Here is a 15,587-nt window from a genome sequence, read left to right as displayed (position 1 = left end):
TCTTCTTGTAGCGATCTTCACCCTTACTATTTTAACTTTTAACTATTTTTTTTCAAACGTGGATTTTAGTAAGTATCCTTTTTACCCAAAAGTGAATCTCTGTACAGGGTGGCAAGTGCCTAAGGGTCTGCATATGATGCTGTAACGATAAACATGAGAAGGGAGAGAGCTGCTTGAAGAACAAGAGCCGAAAAACCAACAGAAACAAAAAGCCGCTCTATCGTGTAATTGACCCGGATATGAATGAGTTAAGTATGATACAACGCTCAAAACCACTGCCTGCGGAGAGGGAGACAGAAGCAAGACTTCATCAAGTTGCTTCTCCGCCTCCCCCAACTACAGAGGAGTCGGAGCTAAAGACAGTTGTCGAGCCTGAAGTCGAGGCTCTGCACGAGAAAGAAATTGAGGTTGCAGATGTAGAGGAGACTCCAGCTTTGATGGAAGAACCCCCACTGCCAGAGCTAGAGCCAGAGCCAGAGATAGAGCTAGAGCCGGAACCAGAACCTGATCCAATTGATGTGGAAGAAATTTTGAACAATAAGAAGGCTCCGCATGTAAACAATGCTTTCATCTATACAGACGATTTGAGTGATTTCGCTGTGACAGGTGAAAAGATCGCTCCCGCTTCCATAGATTCCAGCAAGCTGAAACAAGAGAGTATCCAAACGGAATTTCTAGCAGATTATGCTGTTCATACAATTAAAATAGCTGACGGTGCTGTGACTGCTTCGAAGATTGCTCCCGACTCCATTACGGTCGAGCATCTGTCAGACGCATCAGTGGCAGGCAGTAAATTGCAGGATCGCTCTATTAGTGGTGAAAAACTTCGTGATGGCAGCATCACTCCAGAAAAGCTGGCGGATAAAATTATCAGCGGCGATCATATTGCCAATGGCTCGATTGAAAGCCGTCATTTCAAGCAATGGATCGTGTCTTCAGATATGCTTCAAGATCAGTCGGTCACCTCCGATAAAATTCGCAGCGGTACGATTCAATCGAACAATTTGGCGAATGAAGCTGTTGATAGCTCCAAGCTGGGCGATCAGTCTGTGACCACCTCCAAATTGCGGGATGGGGCTGTGGATGGAACTAAAATCCAGGCAGGCAGCATTGAGAGCGCGCACCTGACCGAGCATGCCGTTCATGCAAGGCATTTGGCCCCCGGTTCGATTAATCGCAAGCAGCTATCCGACGGAATTGTGGGCAGGGAACAATTGGAGGAAGGTGTTGTCAGCGGGCGTCATCTGGAGTCTGAGGCAGTCACCAGTACGCACATTCAGGCAGGAGCGATTGAAAGAAAGCATCTGGGTCCTGGCTCCATCGGGGAAGAGCAGCTTGGAACGGGCCAAGTAACAGCCCGGCATATCGCGGATCGGAGTATTCAATCCAATAAACTGGCAGATCAGTCTGTAGGCTCATTGCAGATTGTTGATCAATCCGTCACTTCATCCAAAATATCGGATCAGAGCATTCTCCCACACAAAATTGCCGATGAGGCAGTACTTACCAGACATATTGCAACAGCAGCCATACAAGGACCTCAGATTTCTCCAGAGGCAGTTTCTTCCGTGCATCTTCAATCCGAAATTATTCGGAAAGATCATATTGCACCAGAGGCGGTTACGGAGCAACATTTGCATTCCGGGGCTGTGACAAGCGAGAAAATAGGGAAGGGTGCAGTTCTGGATTACCATGTGGCGAATCAGGCTATCAAGGAAAATCACATCGCTTCGAGCGCTATTAAGTCTGACAAAATCGCTGACGAGGCGGTTATAGAAACTAAAATTGGTACAGGGGCGGTAACCGGAAATAAAGTTGCGTCTCAAGCCATTACCCACGTACACATTGCAACGGGAGTAATCCGTGAAAACCACCTTGCCGACAACAGTGTGGGCGGAAAGGCGTTACAGGCTCAATCGGTGGATTCAACCCATTTGGCCCAGAGCTCTGTACAGAGCAAGCATCTTGGGGAAGAAAGTGTCGGAACCGCGGCGTTGCAAGAACAGTCCGTTACCGCAGACATACTAGGCGAAGGCGCTGTTCATACCGCGCATTTGGCCAGTGGTGCGGTATACTCCCACCATTTACAGGATCATGCCGTTACTTCGTTGAAACTATCGCCGGAAAGTGTGGCTACGGATAAAATTAATGATTTGGCGATTACTGCGCCTAAGCTAGCTGAGGGCAGTGTCACTTCCTCCAAGCTGTCTGCTCGTTCGGTGCAGCCATGGCATATTACGGATAAAGCAGTACTGAGCAACCATCTGGCTGTTGAAGCAGTGGAGGCGAATCATCTGGCGCCGGAATCCGTCACCTCCAACCATTTGCAGTCTGCTTCGGTCCAAACCAAACATCTCGCCCCAGATAGTGTGTCCGGCCATGCACTTCAGTCGGAAAGCGTCACTTCCGAGAAGTTAGCGGCTCGGGCTGTGCAGGCTTCCAACCTGGCGGAAAACAGCGTGGGACCCGGGCATTTGGCTGCACAGGCCGTACAAACCAGACATTTGGCCGCAGGATCAGTAGAGGACACGATATTAGCCCAGAATGCTGTGAAGTCTGAGCATCTTGCAGCAGAATCCATCCAATCCGAGCATTTGCAAAGCGGGATCATTCAGGGAGAGCATATTGCATTGCAGGCTATAGCGACTCAAGCCATACAGGATGAAGCGGTTACCTCTGCCAAACTATCAGAGGAAAGTGTAACCTCCACCAAGTTGTCACCCCATGCAGTGCAGTCCGGGCATATTATGGATGAAGCTGTACAAAGCAACCATTTGGCCGTGGCGGTTGTGGACTCGACCCATCTGGCATCTGGAGCAATCACCTCGGTGCACCTACAGGCCTCCTCGGTGCTAACGAGACATTTGGCTCCGGATAGTGTGTCCGGTCGTGCACTTCAAGCGGAAAGTGTAACCTCGGAAAAGCTGGCAGCCCGCTCGGTACAAGGAATGAACCTTGCAGAAGGCAGTATCGGCCCTTCACATCTATCTGTGCAGTCCGTACACACGCGGCATTTGGCAGCTGGAGCGGTACAGGATAGAGTGCTGGCAGAGGGAGCGGTGAAGTCCGTGCACATTGCCCCGGAATCGATCCAACCACACCATCTGCATACTGAAATCATTCAGGGCGAGCATATTGCATCCCAGGCCATTTCGACCGATGCTTTACAAGATGAGTCTGTGACATCTGACAAACTGGCAGATGAGGGCGTGACTGCCGCCAAGCTGTCGGCCCATTCCGTACAGTCGTGGCACATTACAGACGAAGCAGTGCAAGGAAATCATTTGGCAGCAGAATCCATCCAGTCGAACCATCTGGCACCGGAAAGTGTCACTTCAGCCCACTTGCAGTCTTCGTCAGTGCTCACGAGCCATCTGGCCCCGGATAGTGTGTCCGGCCGTGCGCTACAAGCGGAAAGCGTCACCTCGGAAAAGCTGGCAGCCCACTCGGTGCAAGGAACGAATCTTGCGGAAGACAGCGTCGGCCCGTCACATTTGTCTGCACAGTCGGTACACGCCCGGCATTTGGCAACTGGCGCAGTACAGGATACAACGCTGGCAAAGGGAGCAGTGAAGTCGGTACACATTACCGCGGGGTCAATCCAGCCACATCACCTGCACACAGGAAGCATTCAGGGCGAGCATATCGCATCCCAGGCCATATCGACCGATGCTTTGCAGGATGCGTCTGTTACCTCCGATAAATTGGTGGATGAGGGTGTGACTTCCGCCAAGCTGGCGGTCAACTCGGTACAGCCGTGGCACATTACAGACGAAGCAGTGCAAGGAAATCATTTGGCAGCAGAATCCATCCAGTCAAGCCATCTGGCTTCCGAATCCGTTACCTCTCGCCATTTGCAGGCTTCCTCAGTGCTTACGAGTCATCTGGCGCCAGATAGTGTATCCGGTCGTGCACTACAGGCGGAAAGCGTCACCTCGGAAAAGCTGGCAGCGCGCTCGGTACAAGGGACGAATCTTGCGGAAGGCAGCATCGGACCGTCACATCTGTCTGCACATTCCGTACACAGCCGGCATCTGGTAGCCGGAGCGGTACAGGATAGAGCGTTGGCAGAGGGAGCAGTGAAATCCGTGCATATCGCTCCAGAATCAATCCAATCACACCATTTGCACCCTGGAACCATTCAGGGCGAGCATCTGGTATCTCAGTCGATATCGACTGATGTTTTACAGGATGAGTCTGTGACATCTGATAAATTGGCCGATGAGGGTGTGACTGCCACTAAGTTGTCGGCTCACTCGGTACAGCCGTGGCACATTACAGATGAAGCAGTGCAAGCTAATCATTTGGCAGAAGAGGCCGTTCAATCGAGTCATCTGGCGCCGGAATCTGTCACCTCAGCCCACTTACAGTCTTCGGTGATACTTGCGAGTCATTTGGCGCCGGATAGTGTATCCGGTCTTGCGCTACAAGCGGAAAGCGTCACTTCGGAAAAGCTGGCAGCACGCTCGGTACAAGGGACGAATCTTGCGGAAGACAGCGTCGGTCCTTCGCATTTATCTGCACAGTCGGTACACACTCAGCATTTGGCAGTCGGCGCTGTGCAGGATACAGCGCTAGCTGAGGGGGCAGTGAAGTCAGTACACATTGCCCCGGAATCCATCCAGCCGCATCACCTGCACCCTGGAACTATTCAGAGCGAGCATCTGGCATCCCTGTCGATATCGACCGATGTATTACAGGATGAGTCCGTTACGTCTGATAAATTAGCGAATGAGGGTGTGACTGCTGCCAAACTGTCGACTCACTCGGTACAACCGTGGCACATTGCGGACGAAGCAGTGCAAGCCAATCATTTGGCAGAAGAGACCATCCAGTCGAGCCATCTGTCACCGGAATCTGTCACTTCAGCCCACTTGCAGTCTTCGGTGGTACTTGCGAGCCATCTGGCCCCGGATAGTGTGTCTAGCCGTGCGTTACAAGCAGAAAGCGTCACCTCGGAAAAGCTGGCGGCACGCTCGGTGCAAGCGACGAATCTCGCGGAAGGAAGCGTCGGCCCTTCACAATTGTCTGAGCATGCCGTACACCCCCGGCATTTGGCACCTGGTGCAGTACAGGACAGAGCGCTGGCAGAAGGGGCAGTGAAATCCGTGCATATCGCTTCGGAGTCCGTCCAGTCGCATCATCTGCAAATGGGAACCATTCAGGGTGTGCATATCGCCTCACAAGCAATACCGACCGATGCTTTGCAGAATGAGTCCGTTACGTCCGACAAACTGGCGGATGAGGGCGTGACTGCCGCCAAGCTGTCTGCTCACTCAGTCCAGCCATGGCACATTACAGACGAAGCGGTGCAAGCCAATCATTTGGCAGAAGAGGCCGTCCAGTCGAGCCATCTGGCTCCTGAATCCGTCACCTCTGATCATTTGCAGGCTTCCTCGGTATTTGCGAGACATCTGGCCCAGGACAGTGTGTCAGGTCGTGCGCTTCAAGCAGAAAGCATCACCTCGGAAAAACTGGCGGCACGCTCGGTGCACGCGACGAATCTCGCGGAAGGAAGTGTTGGTCCTTCACAGCTGTCTGAGCATGCCGTACACCCTCGGCATTTGGCACCCGGTGTTGTACAGGACAGAGCGCTGGCAGAGGGGGCGGTGAAGTCCGTGCATATCGCACCGGAGTCTATTCAACCGCACCATCTGCACCTTGGAACTATTCAAGGTGTGCATATCGCCTCACAAGCAATATCGACCGATGCTTTGCAGAATGAGTCCGTTACGTCCGACAAACTAGCGGATGATGGCGTAACTGCCGCTAAAATATCTCCTCATTCGGTCCAGCCGTGGCACATTACAGACGAAGCGGTGCAAGCCAATCATTTGGCAGAAGAGGCCGTCCAGTCGAGCCACCTGGCTCCTGAATCGGTCACCTCTGATCATTTGCAGGCTTCGGCAGTGATGACTCGGCATATTGCGCCGGGGAGTATATCGGTTCACGCGCTCCAGGCAGGCAGCGTGAACGCTGAGAAGCTTGCACTTCGGGCGGTGCGTGCTTCGAATTTGGCAGAAGCCAGCATAAACTCCGTGCATTTAACGGAGCATGCCGTACACGCTCAGCATTTGGCCGAGGGGGCGATCCAAGGGTCCGCACTGGCAGAAGGCGTGGTGCAGTCCAGGCATATCGCGCTGGATTCAGTCCAGTCGGAGCATCTGCAAGCAGGGGCTATTCAACCACAGCATGTAGGCTGGCAGGCGGTGGTTGAGGATGCTATACAAGAAGGAGCGGTAACATCCAGCAAGCTGGCAGATGGAACGGTACAGTCCCGTCATGTGGCTGAGGAGGCTATTGAGAGCCACCACATTGGAGAGGAAGTTATTGATTCGCATCACCTAAAGGCAGGCTCAGTGACACGGGCTCAGCTGTCCACAGATATTCATCTCTCGGGACTTTTGCCAGAGGAAGGTATCAGTGGCGACAGACTTCAGGCAAACAGTATATCTCGAAACCATCTGCAAGCTCAGGCCGTCGACAGCGAGGTGCTGAGCCCGGGAGCTGTGGGAGCAGAGCATCTGCAGGCCGCTGCGGTACAAAGCCATCATGTGGCAGAGCAGAGCATTGAAGGCCATCATCTGGTGGAAGGCACTGTAGGCTCACGTGAGTTGGAGCTGAACGCAGTGAAGCCGGAGCATTTGAGCATCACTCCGGTTCGTACGTGTGCGAATCAGCCCGCATTGCAGCAGTTCGGCAGAGCGCCGTTTCTTTTGAAAGGCAGTGAAGGAGAGACGGAAGTGACCATTGTATTCGGGGAGCCTTTTGTAAACCCGGACTACACATTAGTAGCGATGACGAACCACCCTCTCTTTCATGCGACGCTGAAATCTCAGACGCCGAATGGAGCAGTGATCGTCGTAACCAAGTGGAACGAAACCGCGCATAACTACGGTATTATTTCCTGGATCGCCATTGGCTAGTGAAGACGGTTATTGTAAAACTCATAGCGTGCAGACTCATGTATTTTCTAAATACAGAGCTGCACGCTTTTTCATATACTTTTCACACATTTGCTCCACAATTATGCCGAATTCTCCTGATAAGCTAAAGATACTTTAAAGGAGAGGTGATTCAATCATGAAAAAATGGACTAAAAATGCAGCAGCCGTATTGACCGTAGTAAGTGTACTGGGAGGAGCAAGCAGCGCATTCGCCGCTACAGCAACAACGACTCCAGCGAGCACTGCACCAGTAACCAAAGCTCCTGCGGTTATGACACCAGCTACCAAAACACCGGCAAAAGCACCTGTGACGAAAACACCTGTGGTAAAAACACCGGTTAAAAAAGCTGTAACAGCTCATAAAACAACAACCAAAGCGAAGAAAGCCCCTGCCAAAAAATCCGTTGCGAAAAAAGTGGCAAGCCACAAAACAAAAGCAGTGAAGGGGCAGCACCGTACAGTTAAACATCATGCCAAAAAACATAATGTTGTTAAACACAAAGCAACATCTCATAAAACTCGTACACATCATGTCGTAGCTAAAAAAGTGACCCACAAAACTCCAGTTAAAAAAGCAGTCCCAGCAAAAACAACTCCAAAAACAGCAGCCAAAGTAGTAACAACCAAGAAATAAGTTTGATGCGTAGTTAGCACTCAGCTCACCTGGCATATACAGCAGCGATTCATGATAAGAAAGACGGGACCGGGAACGGTATACCCGTCTTTTGTCTATTCTGCTAGGCTTCTGTTAAGCTTAAAGAGAGGATGGAAGCATCCAGAACAACGGCAAGGGGTTAAGGCCATGACAAAAATAGTAGTAGTGGATGACGATGTGTTCATTCTGCAATTAATATCTGAATATTTGAAAAAAGAATCCTACGAGGTGACTTCCTTTTCCAGCGGTAAAACACTGGTAGAGCATATCCGTATGAACCGTCCGGATTGTCTCGTTCTTGATATTATGATGCCTGGCATTGATGGGCTTTCTCTACTGACTCAGCTTCGTGAGTTTACGGAAATGCCGATCATTATGATCTCTGCCCGTGGAGAAGAGAACGACCGTATTCACGGGCTGGAGCTGGGCTGCAGCGATTTTTTGACCAAGCCCTTTAATCCAAGGGAGTTGGTAGGAAGGGTCAAAGCGATGCTGAGACTGAGCAAGGCCGGAATGTCTGCATCGGACGATAGGCAAGCGGCAGAAAACGCAGATCTATGCCATGCGGGCAATCTGTGTATTTTTGCTGACTTTCGTAAAGTCACAGTGGACGGACAAGAGCTGAATTTAACCTCACGTGAATTCGATCTGTTGCTGTTTCTTGCGAATCATCTGGAAAGACCTTTTGGCAGGGAACATCTGATTCAGCAGGTGTGGAGCTATGATTTTATAGGTGATGTGAGAGTCGTGGATGATCTGGTCAAACGGATTCGTAAAAAGTTAGCTGAATATCACTCTACGCTCGTCATTAACACCGTATGGGGTTTCGGATATAAAGCAACGGTTCAGGAGTTGTAATCATGCGTACGATGAGAGCTAAAATACTGCTTTCCCTGTCCATCGCCATGCTTATTACCGTCTGTATTACGGTGGTTTTATTCGTTAGGCTTATCGACGACATTCTGGTGAATCAAGCCAAATCCAAACTTCATGAGCAGGCACGCAAAGCCGTCCATATTATGAGCGATGGAGGCTTTGATCGACTGGATAATGCTGAATTTAACTATGTTATCAAGGGCGTGCTTTTATCTACCGATTACTTTATTTTAAGCACGGATAACCACATCATCGACTCAAGCGTTTCTGGAATGGAAGGCAAAAAGATCGAACATTTGCTTTTGATCCGCCAGGGATTTTTTGCATCGGTTCATCCGTCTGCCCAGGATCTGACCGCTACACATGAAGGGGTGGCTGTGCTTCAAGGTAAAAAGGTACTGTTTACGAATGAAGAATTGCCCGGACAACCTTTTCGTATTTTTGTATACTCACCTTTATCTTCTTTGAGAGCCCTGTATGTACCGTTAATGAGAACCACATTACTGTCTATCATCGCGGGTTTTTTAGTGATTCTCGTCATTGGTCTGATGGTGGTCTCACGTCTGGTGCGTCCGCTCAAACGATTGAAGGAGGCGGTTGGCAACTATGAGCCGAATCAGCCGCAGGATAGTGATTTTCCGCAGGCGGATAAAAGTGAGATTGGCGAGCTGATCGGCACCTTTCACTCCATGTCCGCCCGTATTCAGCAGCACCATCACGGTCAAATTGAATTTCTACAAAATGTATCTCACGAGCTAAGGACACCGTTAATGTCGATTCAAGGCTATGTATATGCCATACAGGATCAAGTGGTATCCCAGGACGAGGGACTGAGTATCATCAAAGTGCAGTCCCAGCGGTTAATTGACATGGTGGAAAAGCTGCTGCAGCTATCGAGGCTGGAGGCGCTGAATGAAGAGTGGCCTGTCTCTCTGGTTGATCTTAGAAGCATGGCGGAGGATGCTGTTCATCTATTGATGCCGGTGGCTGCTGAACGTTCTATCTCGCTCCGAGTGGAGGGAGAGGGTCTGCATGTGGCCGTTCCGGCCGAGCAATTGTTCCGCATGATATTGAATTTGCTGCAAAATGCAGTTCGGCATACCTCTACGGAGGTTGTCATTCATTTGGAGACAGGGACAACACCGGAGGTTGTATGGGTTATGCATGTGGATGATGATGGGGAAGGGCTGACCGAACAAGAGGCAACCGAGGTGTTCGGAAGATTCTATGCGGGCTCGAATGGTGTCACAGGTCTTGGATTGGCTATTTGTCGTCAAATTGCTACCCGGTTGAATGGAGAACTACTCTGCACACGTTCGCCATTGGGTGGAGCACGCTTCAGCTATATCCAGCGCATGTTATAAATGAGTACAAAAATGGTTAAAAATGATCGTTTTTTCGGAGAAACATTTCATTTATCTAACATCGAATGGAAGTTTTTCGGTGATATTTGAGATATAGCTTGACTGGTAGGTACTAAACTGAGTAAAATTAATCGTATATACCTTGACTCATGGACGTCGTTTTTTTAGATAGTGGTCAATAATAGTGATGAATAATAAATGAAAGAGTGATGAGATGAACCGCCTTTTGGAAGTGAAGGACTTAACGATATCTTTCAAGACCCGCCAGGGACTAGTGCAGGCCATTCGTGGCGTAAACTTTCATGTCAATAAAGGAGAGACGCTGGCGATTGTGGGCGAATCCGGCTCAGGTAAAAGCGTAACCTCACAAGCTGTTATGAAGTTGATTCCGACCCCTCCGGGCATTTATCAAAAGGGTCAAATTATGTTTGACGGACAAGAGCTGATTAATAAAACGGAAAAGCAGATGCAAAAAATTCGTGGTAAGGAAATTGGCCTGATTTCTCAGGACCCAATGACTTCGCTTAACCCGACGATGAAAGTGGGCAAGCAGATCACGGAAGTGCTTTTCAAGCATGAAAAAATATCCAAGGATGCTGCTCGCAAGCGGGGTATTGAGTTGCTGAATCTAGTAGGTATTCCACATCCTGAACAGCGTTTTAACCAATATCCGCATGAATTTAGTGGTGGTATGCGTCAACGTGTCGTCATTGCGATGGCATTGGCTGCTAATCCGAAACTTCTGATTGCCGATGAGCCGACGACTGCGTTGGACGTAACGATTCAAGCTCAAATTTTGGAGCTGATGAAGGATCTTCAGAAAAAGATCGATACTTCCATCATCTTTATTACTCATGACCTCGGTGTTGTGGCGAAGATGGCTGATCGCGTTGCTGTTATGTACGCAGGACAAATCGTGGAAACAGGTACGGTTAATGAAATTTTCTACAACCCGAAACATCCATATACATGGGGCCTTCTCGCCTCTATGCCAAGTTTGGACAGCCATGGTCAGAAGCTGGCAGCTATCCCGGGAACACCTCCGGATCTGCTTCACCCACCTGTAGGGGATGCTTTTGCAGCCCGCAGTTCTTATGCTATGAAAATTGACTTTGAGAAAGAGCCTCCACTCTTTCAATTATCCGATACGCACTTTGTGAAATCATGGTTGCTGCATCCAGATGCGCCAGCGGTTGAGCCACCAGATGCGGTAAAGGCTAAGCTTCGCAAGCTGGATAACGCATTTGAAAAGCCGGTTTTGGTAGAACAATACGGTAGTTAATGTGCGCTATAATTTGTAATTAAACAAATGAAAAATAAAAAAAGGGCTGTTCTCTCCGTGTGGAATCATTCTACGGAGGAAACAGCCTTTTTGGTGTAAAATCGCAGGTTGTATGCGTCTGCGGTTATTTGTGTTAATGGGCAGTGTTTACAGCTTACCAGAGCCAGCTTGGGAAGTGACTTCTGCCTTCACACTGGCGGATGGGGAAATTTTATCGTTCAGCGATGGTTTCCAGCCTACAGAGGAGCTAAGACCCGCACTGGAGCCTGCATTAACAGCTTGTCCATTCAGGATTGTGCCCGTATCTGACAGGGCAGTTCCACCAAAGACAGTCACGATTTTAGCTGCAGATAAACCGGCAACGTCAATAACATTGTTTTCGGCGAAGATTTTGGAGGATTTACCTGCGCCCCATATATACAGTGAAGGATATTCGGAGCGTTTTACATCACCTGTATAGTAATTGTTGTACAGATGGACTTGTCCATACCGCACGCGTGGTGTGCGTTGTACCGTGTTTTCATAATAATTGTGATGCAGGGTTACACGTAAAGTCCCTTCATCTGCTGTTTTACTGTCGCTGTTGCCAATAATCGATGATTTATCATGATCGTAAAAATGATTGTAAGAAACCGTAACCAGATCGCCCTGGTTAATCACATCGAGAAGCCCATCATGATGCTGGTATTCTTGACCGTAAAAGGAGCCGTTTTGGCTATCTGGGTGAGATCCATCATTGAAGGTATTGTGGTCTACCCATACATGTGTGGCGCCGTTAATTGTAATGCTGTCATATTCCGAATTCCAATTGCCTGTGCTGCCGTCCGTTGGGTCCCATTGAGGAAAATAATCGTAGGCATCCTGGAACTCAATATTACGGATAATGACATTATCTGTCCCTTTTTTTAGTTGAAGGTTCGCGCCGTTAATGACGGCATTGCTACCCTGACCGACAATCGTTGTATTAGAAGGAATCTCAATGACGACACGACTGGCCTGATTTTTTTGTGAAGCCTCACGTGCCTTTTCCAATGTGCCGGACGGAGCCTTTTTACCCCAAGTGGATGGGTCATAAGCTTTGAGGTAGGCGTCAAAATCATATTTAGAGTCCTTGTAATCGTTCAATCCCAACGGCTTGTTATTGTCATCGACGTTGGCGTTGATCGTGCCTTTGACATAAATGATTTTAGGCGTACTATTGCTGTTTTTGCCCAAAGCATCGACTAATTGCTTGCGATTCGTTACGGTGAAAATATTAGAAGAAGAGGCTGCAGCTCCGCCTGTTGTGCCTGTAGAAAAGGCTGCCCAACCGTTTTTGTTACCAAGCGTTTCTTTACCAATATCGCTGGCTGCATGAGCAGGTGAACCAAGAGGGGACAGGGTAGTGAATAGCAGAGCTGCTGCAATTCCGAGTGAAAATCTCTTTTTCATAAAATACCTCCGTATATTGGATGAATAGAGTAGACAAACGAAGGGAGTCCCGGGTGCTCCTGTGGTTTCTACATTTTCTATCATACTTCGTGTTCCAGTATTTGTTAATATAATAAAAGTTACATACTAAAATTTTTGTCGAATTTTTTATATAATTCAATAGACCCCTACTTTTTCCAATCAAGACGTATATGTAATAATGAAAACGTTAACAATCACACGGAATAGGAAATGTATATATGAATATATGGAATTGTTTTTGTGTTTTTTCTCAAAATGTTAACGATTTCAATCTATACATTCTGGAAGGTCGATTTATAGATTTTTGCAGAATCCTCAGGTAAAATGGCTTGTAATAAAGCTGAGGAGGAATGGGCATCATGGCAGAGCATTTAGCAGATATCTTGAAGTTGTTGAAGCAAAAAGACTGGGTAGATTTGTCCCACGCTTTTTATCCTGAAATCCCTCATTTTCCAGTATTCGATAATGTTCAGGTGGATACCCTGTTTACCCACGACGATGGCTTTTTTGTAAAACAATACTGCTTTCCAGGTCAGTATGGGACTCATATTGACGCACCCGTTCATTTTGTGAAGGGCAAACGTTACTTGCATGAGCTTTCGTTGAAGGAGCTGGTTTTGCCGCTCGTTGTCATTGACCGTTCAGCAGCCGTTGAAGCCAATTCTGACTATGAACTTACGGTTGCGGATATTTTGGACTTTGAGAAAGAGCATGGACGCATTGCTGATCAGTCCTTTGTCGCTTTTCGCAGTGATTGGAGCAAACGTTGGCCTGATTCAGATGCCTTCTCGAACAAGGATGACGCCGGAGATGCACACTGTCCGGGCTGGTCGCTAGAGGCGCTACGCTTTTTGGTAGAAGAACGGAATGTGGCTGCCATTGGACATGAAACGCTAGATACGGATTCTTCTGTAGCTTATCGCAAAGCTGGCAAGCTGGTAGGGGAATATTACATATTGGAGCAGGATCGGTATCAAGTTGAGGTGCTGACGAATTTGGACAAGTTGCCCCCGACGGGGGCGGTCATATATAATATCGTTCCGAGCATTCAAGATTCCCCCGGATTTCCAGTGCGCTCCTTTGCTATTTTGCCTTAATCATACAGTACCCAGTCATTTGAAAACGATTGTATATTCATCTTGAGCTTAAAAGACCGATTCAGATATCGACATCTGAATCGGTCTTTTCTAGCTTATACGGGGAATGTACAGCCTGAATGACCGTTCAGTCCATCTTTGAATCAACATGATGAAACATCTTAAGTGATAATCGTTACGGTAGGGGCAGAGATGGTGGGCTGAGTTGATATGGTGGAGGTTGTGCCGCTAAAATCAGATATTTCTATGACAGCGGGGACACCTGGTGTAATATCTACAGAGGCAATGACCAGACTTGCCGTGGTCAGGGTGAATAAGGAGCTCTGCTGAATAACTCCATTAATATAATAATTAGCAGAATCAGTAGCCGTTAATGTTGGTAAAGCAACAACGGGAGCGTCGGCGTCATCTACGAAGCTTGCAGCAGGAATAGTTGTTGTTGTTGCTCCGATCATCCCGGCTGTAATTGTTGCAAAAAAACGAGTCACGGCTGGGGTTACAGTCGTGCTTATGGCACCACCAGTTGCTACGGGAGCAGTAGCTACTGCTGTGTACACAGGTTTTATGATGGGCATAGTTTTCATCTCCTTTCTTTACTGGTATGAGCCATTCGGTGGCTCTTAATCAATAAATGATTTCTCAACCTATTCGGAAACGGCATATTAACCTTTCTATTAATAATAGGGTGAATGGAGAAGGCCTATTTTGCTACAAATACAGATGGAAGCGAATACTTGGAATCGGCATCCTACAAATGCCTAAAACCCTAAAGAGGGATATGCATACAATACATAAATAAGCATGTGAGAAGGAGGTGTATACGACTGGTATGAGGAGACGCGATTCATCACTAAGAAGGCAAGGAAAAAGAACCGTACATTGCAAGATCAACAAACGTAAAAAGTGTAAAACAAGTTATTCACTCAAAGGTAGAACAAAAACGGGGTTCCATACCAAAAAGCATCCAAAGCTAATCATGCAACGGAGATGTAGAAATACTCCTACCAAGCGGAGGCGGAGAATGGGCAAGACGGGAAAGCCGGGTGTTCCAGGTTCGGCAGGAGCACAGGGTATTCCTGGTTTGACAGGGAAGCAAGGCGAAGCCGGGTTAACAGGGGTACAAGGTATTCCAGGTTTAGCAGGAGCACAAGGCATACCGGGAACTGCGGGAACACCGGGAGTCCAAGGAATACCAGGAATACAGGGTCCAGCAGGAACACGGGGAGCGCCAGGTCCGGCTGGCGTCCAAGGTAGTTCAGGTGCAACAGGTGCACCCGGCCCTACTGGAGCACAGGGCATAGCGGGCCCAACCGGAGCCCAAGGAATAACAGGCCCAACCGGTCCGGCAGCTGACATTTCAAATATTGAAATTATACCCATAGCCGAGCGATATTTTTATTTTGCACCTGCTACAATTGAGTCTTCAATCACGATTATGGCGGATCAATTTTCTGTAGATGGTGTACAGGAGCCCTTTCAGCGGTTTAATGTCGGAAGCAACAGTTATGCCAATCTATACATTAATGGAATGATACAAGAAAGCACATTGTATAGACTGACACCTGAATCGCTGACGATTCGCCTTAACGAAGGGGAGGCAATTTCCTCCGGCACACCTATTATTGTGGAAATTGTTCAATTTAGTGTGCGAGCCAGTGGATGATACTGTTCGCGGTGAGGCAACCCAGAGGCAGATACAGCTGTTTTTGGGGCAACGAGCCTTTGCGTCCGACATGCCAAAGCTGAAGACCGGCCTTGGAGCTTTGGTTATGGATGGCGTGCACGACTTTTTGCAGCGGGGAAATGTGCTCGTCGCTCATATGCCAAGACTGCCTGAGTCTTTTCCCTGCTGGGTGACTGCATGCACCTTAAGCATAATGAGTCCCGCCTGCCCGAGCGCCCGTTTTATTCGAT

General features: G+C 48.5%; 10 protein-coding genes. 7 read left to right on the top strand and 3 right to left on the bottom strand.

The genetic code is table 11. The features are described 5' to 3' along the window. Positions 1-173: 173 nt before the first annotated feature. The 5 genes from MKX46_RS08125 to MKX46_RS08105 all read left to right on the top strand — a co-directional run bounded on the left by MKX46_RS08125 (position 174) and on the right by MKX46_RS08105 (position 11,124). Positions 174-6,926: a WIAG-tail domain gene (locus MKX46_RS08125; protein ID WP_341071117.1), complete on the top strand. Its 6,753-nt coding sequence runs from the start codon at positions 174-176 to the stop codon at positions 6,924-6,926. Positions 6,927-7,083: 157 nt separating this feature from the next. Continuing rightward, a complete protein-coding gene (locus MKX46_RS08120; protein WP_340932893.1) occupies positions 7,084-7,581 on the top strand; it encodes a hypothetical protein in 498 nt (165 codons plus the stop codon). A 168-nt stretch (positions 7,582-7,749) separates the two neighbouring features. After that, the gene (locus tag MKX46_RS08115) at positions 7,750-8,460 is read left to right on the top strand and encodes a response regulator transcription factor (protein WP_039272977.1); all 711 of its coding nucleotides are present in this window, start codon (positions 7,750-7,752) and stop codon (positions 8,458-8,460) included. A gap of 2 nt (positions 8,461-8,462) precedes the next feature. Next, on the top strand, positions 8,463-9,842 hold the full coding sequence (locus MKX46_RS08110) for a HAMP domain-containing sensor histidine kinase (RefSeq protein ID WP_341071116.1): 1,380 nt from the start codon (positions 8,463-8,465) through the stop codon (positions 9,840-9,842). Positions 9,843-10,056: 214 nt separating this feature from the next. Continuing rightward, positions 10,057-11,124 carry an ABC transporter ATP-binding protein gene (locus tag MKX46_RS08105; RefSeq protein WP_029515635.1) on the top strand — a complete coding sequence of 356 codons (1,068 nt, stop codon included), beginning with the start codon at positions 10,057-10,059 and terminating at the stop codon, positions 11,122-11,124. Between the two features lie 147 nt (positions 11,125-11,271). Here the strand turns inward: MKX46_RS08105 and MKX46_RS08100 are convergent, their stop codons facing one another. Continuing rightward, on the bottom strand, positions 11,272-12,555 hold the full coding sequence (locus tag MKX46_RS08100; RefSeq protein WP_029515634.1) for a pectate lyase family protein: 1,284 nt from the start codon (positions 12,553-12,555) through the stop codon (positions 11,272-11,274). Between the two features lie 380 nt (positions 12,556-12,935). Here MKX46_RS08100 and MKX46_RS08095 point away from each other — a divergent pair, with 380 nt between their 5' ends. Next, positions 12,936-13,673 (top strand): cyclase family protein, encoded by a 738-nt coding sequence (locus MKX46_RS08095; RefSeq protein ID WP_069012518.1) that lies wholly within the window; start codon positions 12,936-12,938, stop codon positions 13,671-13,673. A gap of 161 nt (positions 13,674-13,834) precedes the next feature. On the opposite strand, the gene MKX46_RS08090 is transcribed toward MKX46_RS08095, so the two are convergent. Further along, on the bottom strand, positions 13,835-14,248 hold the full coding sequence (locus MKX46_RS08090) for a DUF4183 domain-containing protein (RefSeq protein ID WP_013311418.1): 414 nt from the start codon (positions 14,246-14,248) through the stop codon (positions 13,835-13,837). A 446-nt stretch (positions 14,249-14,694) separates the two neighbouring features. Here MKX46_RS08090 and MKX46_RS08085 point away from each other — a divergent pair, with 446 nt between their 5' ends. Next, positions 14,695-15,336 (top strand): DUF4183 domain-containing protein, encoded by a 642-nt coding sequence (locus tag MKX46_RS08085; protein ID WP_080658569.1) that lies wholly within the window; start codon positions 14,695-14,697, stop codon positions 15,334-15,336. Here MKX46_RS08085 and MKX46_RS08080 read toward each other — a convergent pair. Further along, a complete protein-coding gene (locus tag MKX46_RS08080; RefSeq protein WP_238437886.1) occupies positions 15,314-15,493 on the bottom strand; it encodes an oxidoreductase in 180 nt (59 codons plus the stop codon). The two genes, MKX46_RS08085 and MKX46_RS08080, sit on opposite strands and share 23 nt — an antisense overlap. Positions 15,494-15,587: the final 94 nt, after the last annotated feature.

This window comes from Paenibacillus sp. FSL P4-0113, assembly GCF_038009305.1.
GTDB lineage: Bacteria > Bacillota > Bacilli > Paenibacillales > Paenibacillaceae > Paenibacillus > Paenibacillus polymyxa_D.
This window is presented reverse-complemented; position numbering and strand designations above follow the sequence as displayed.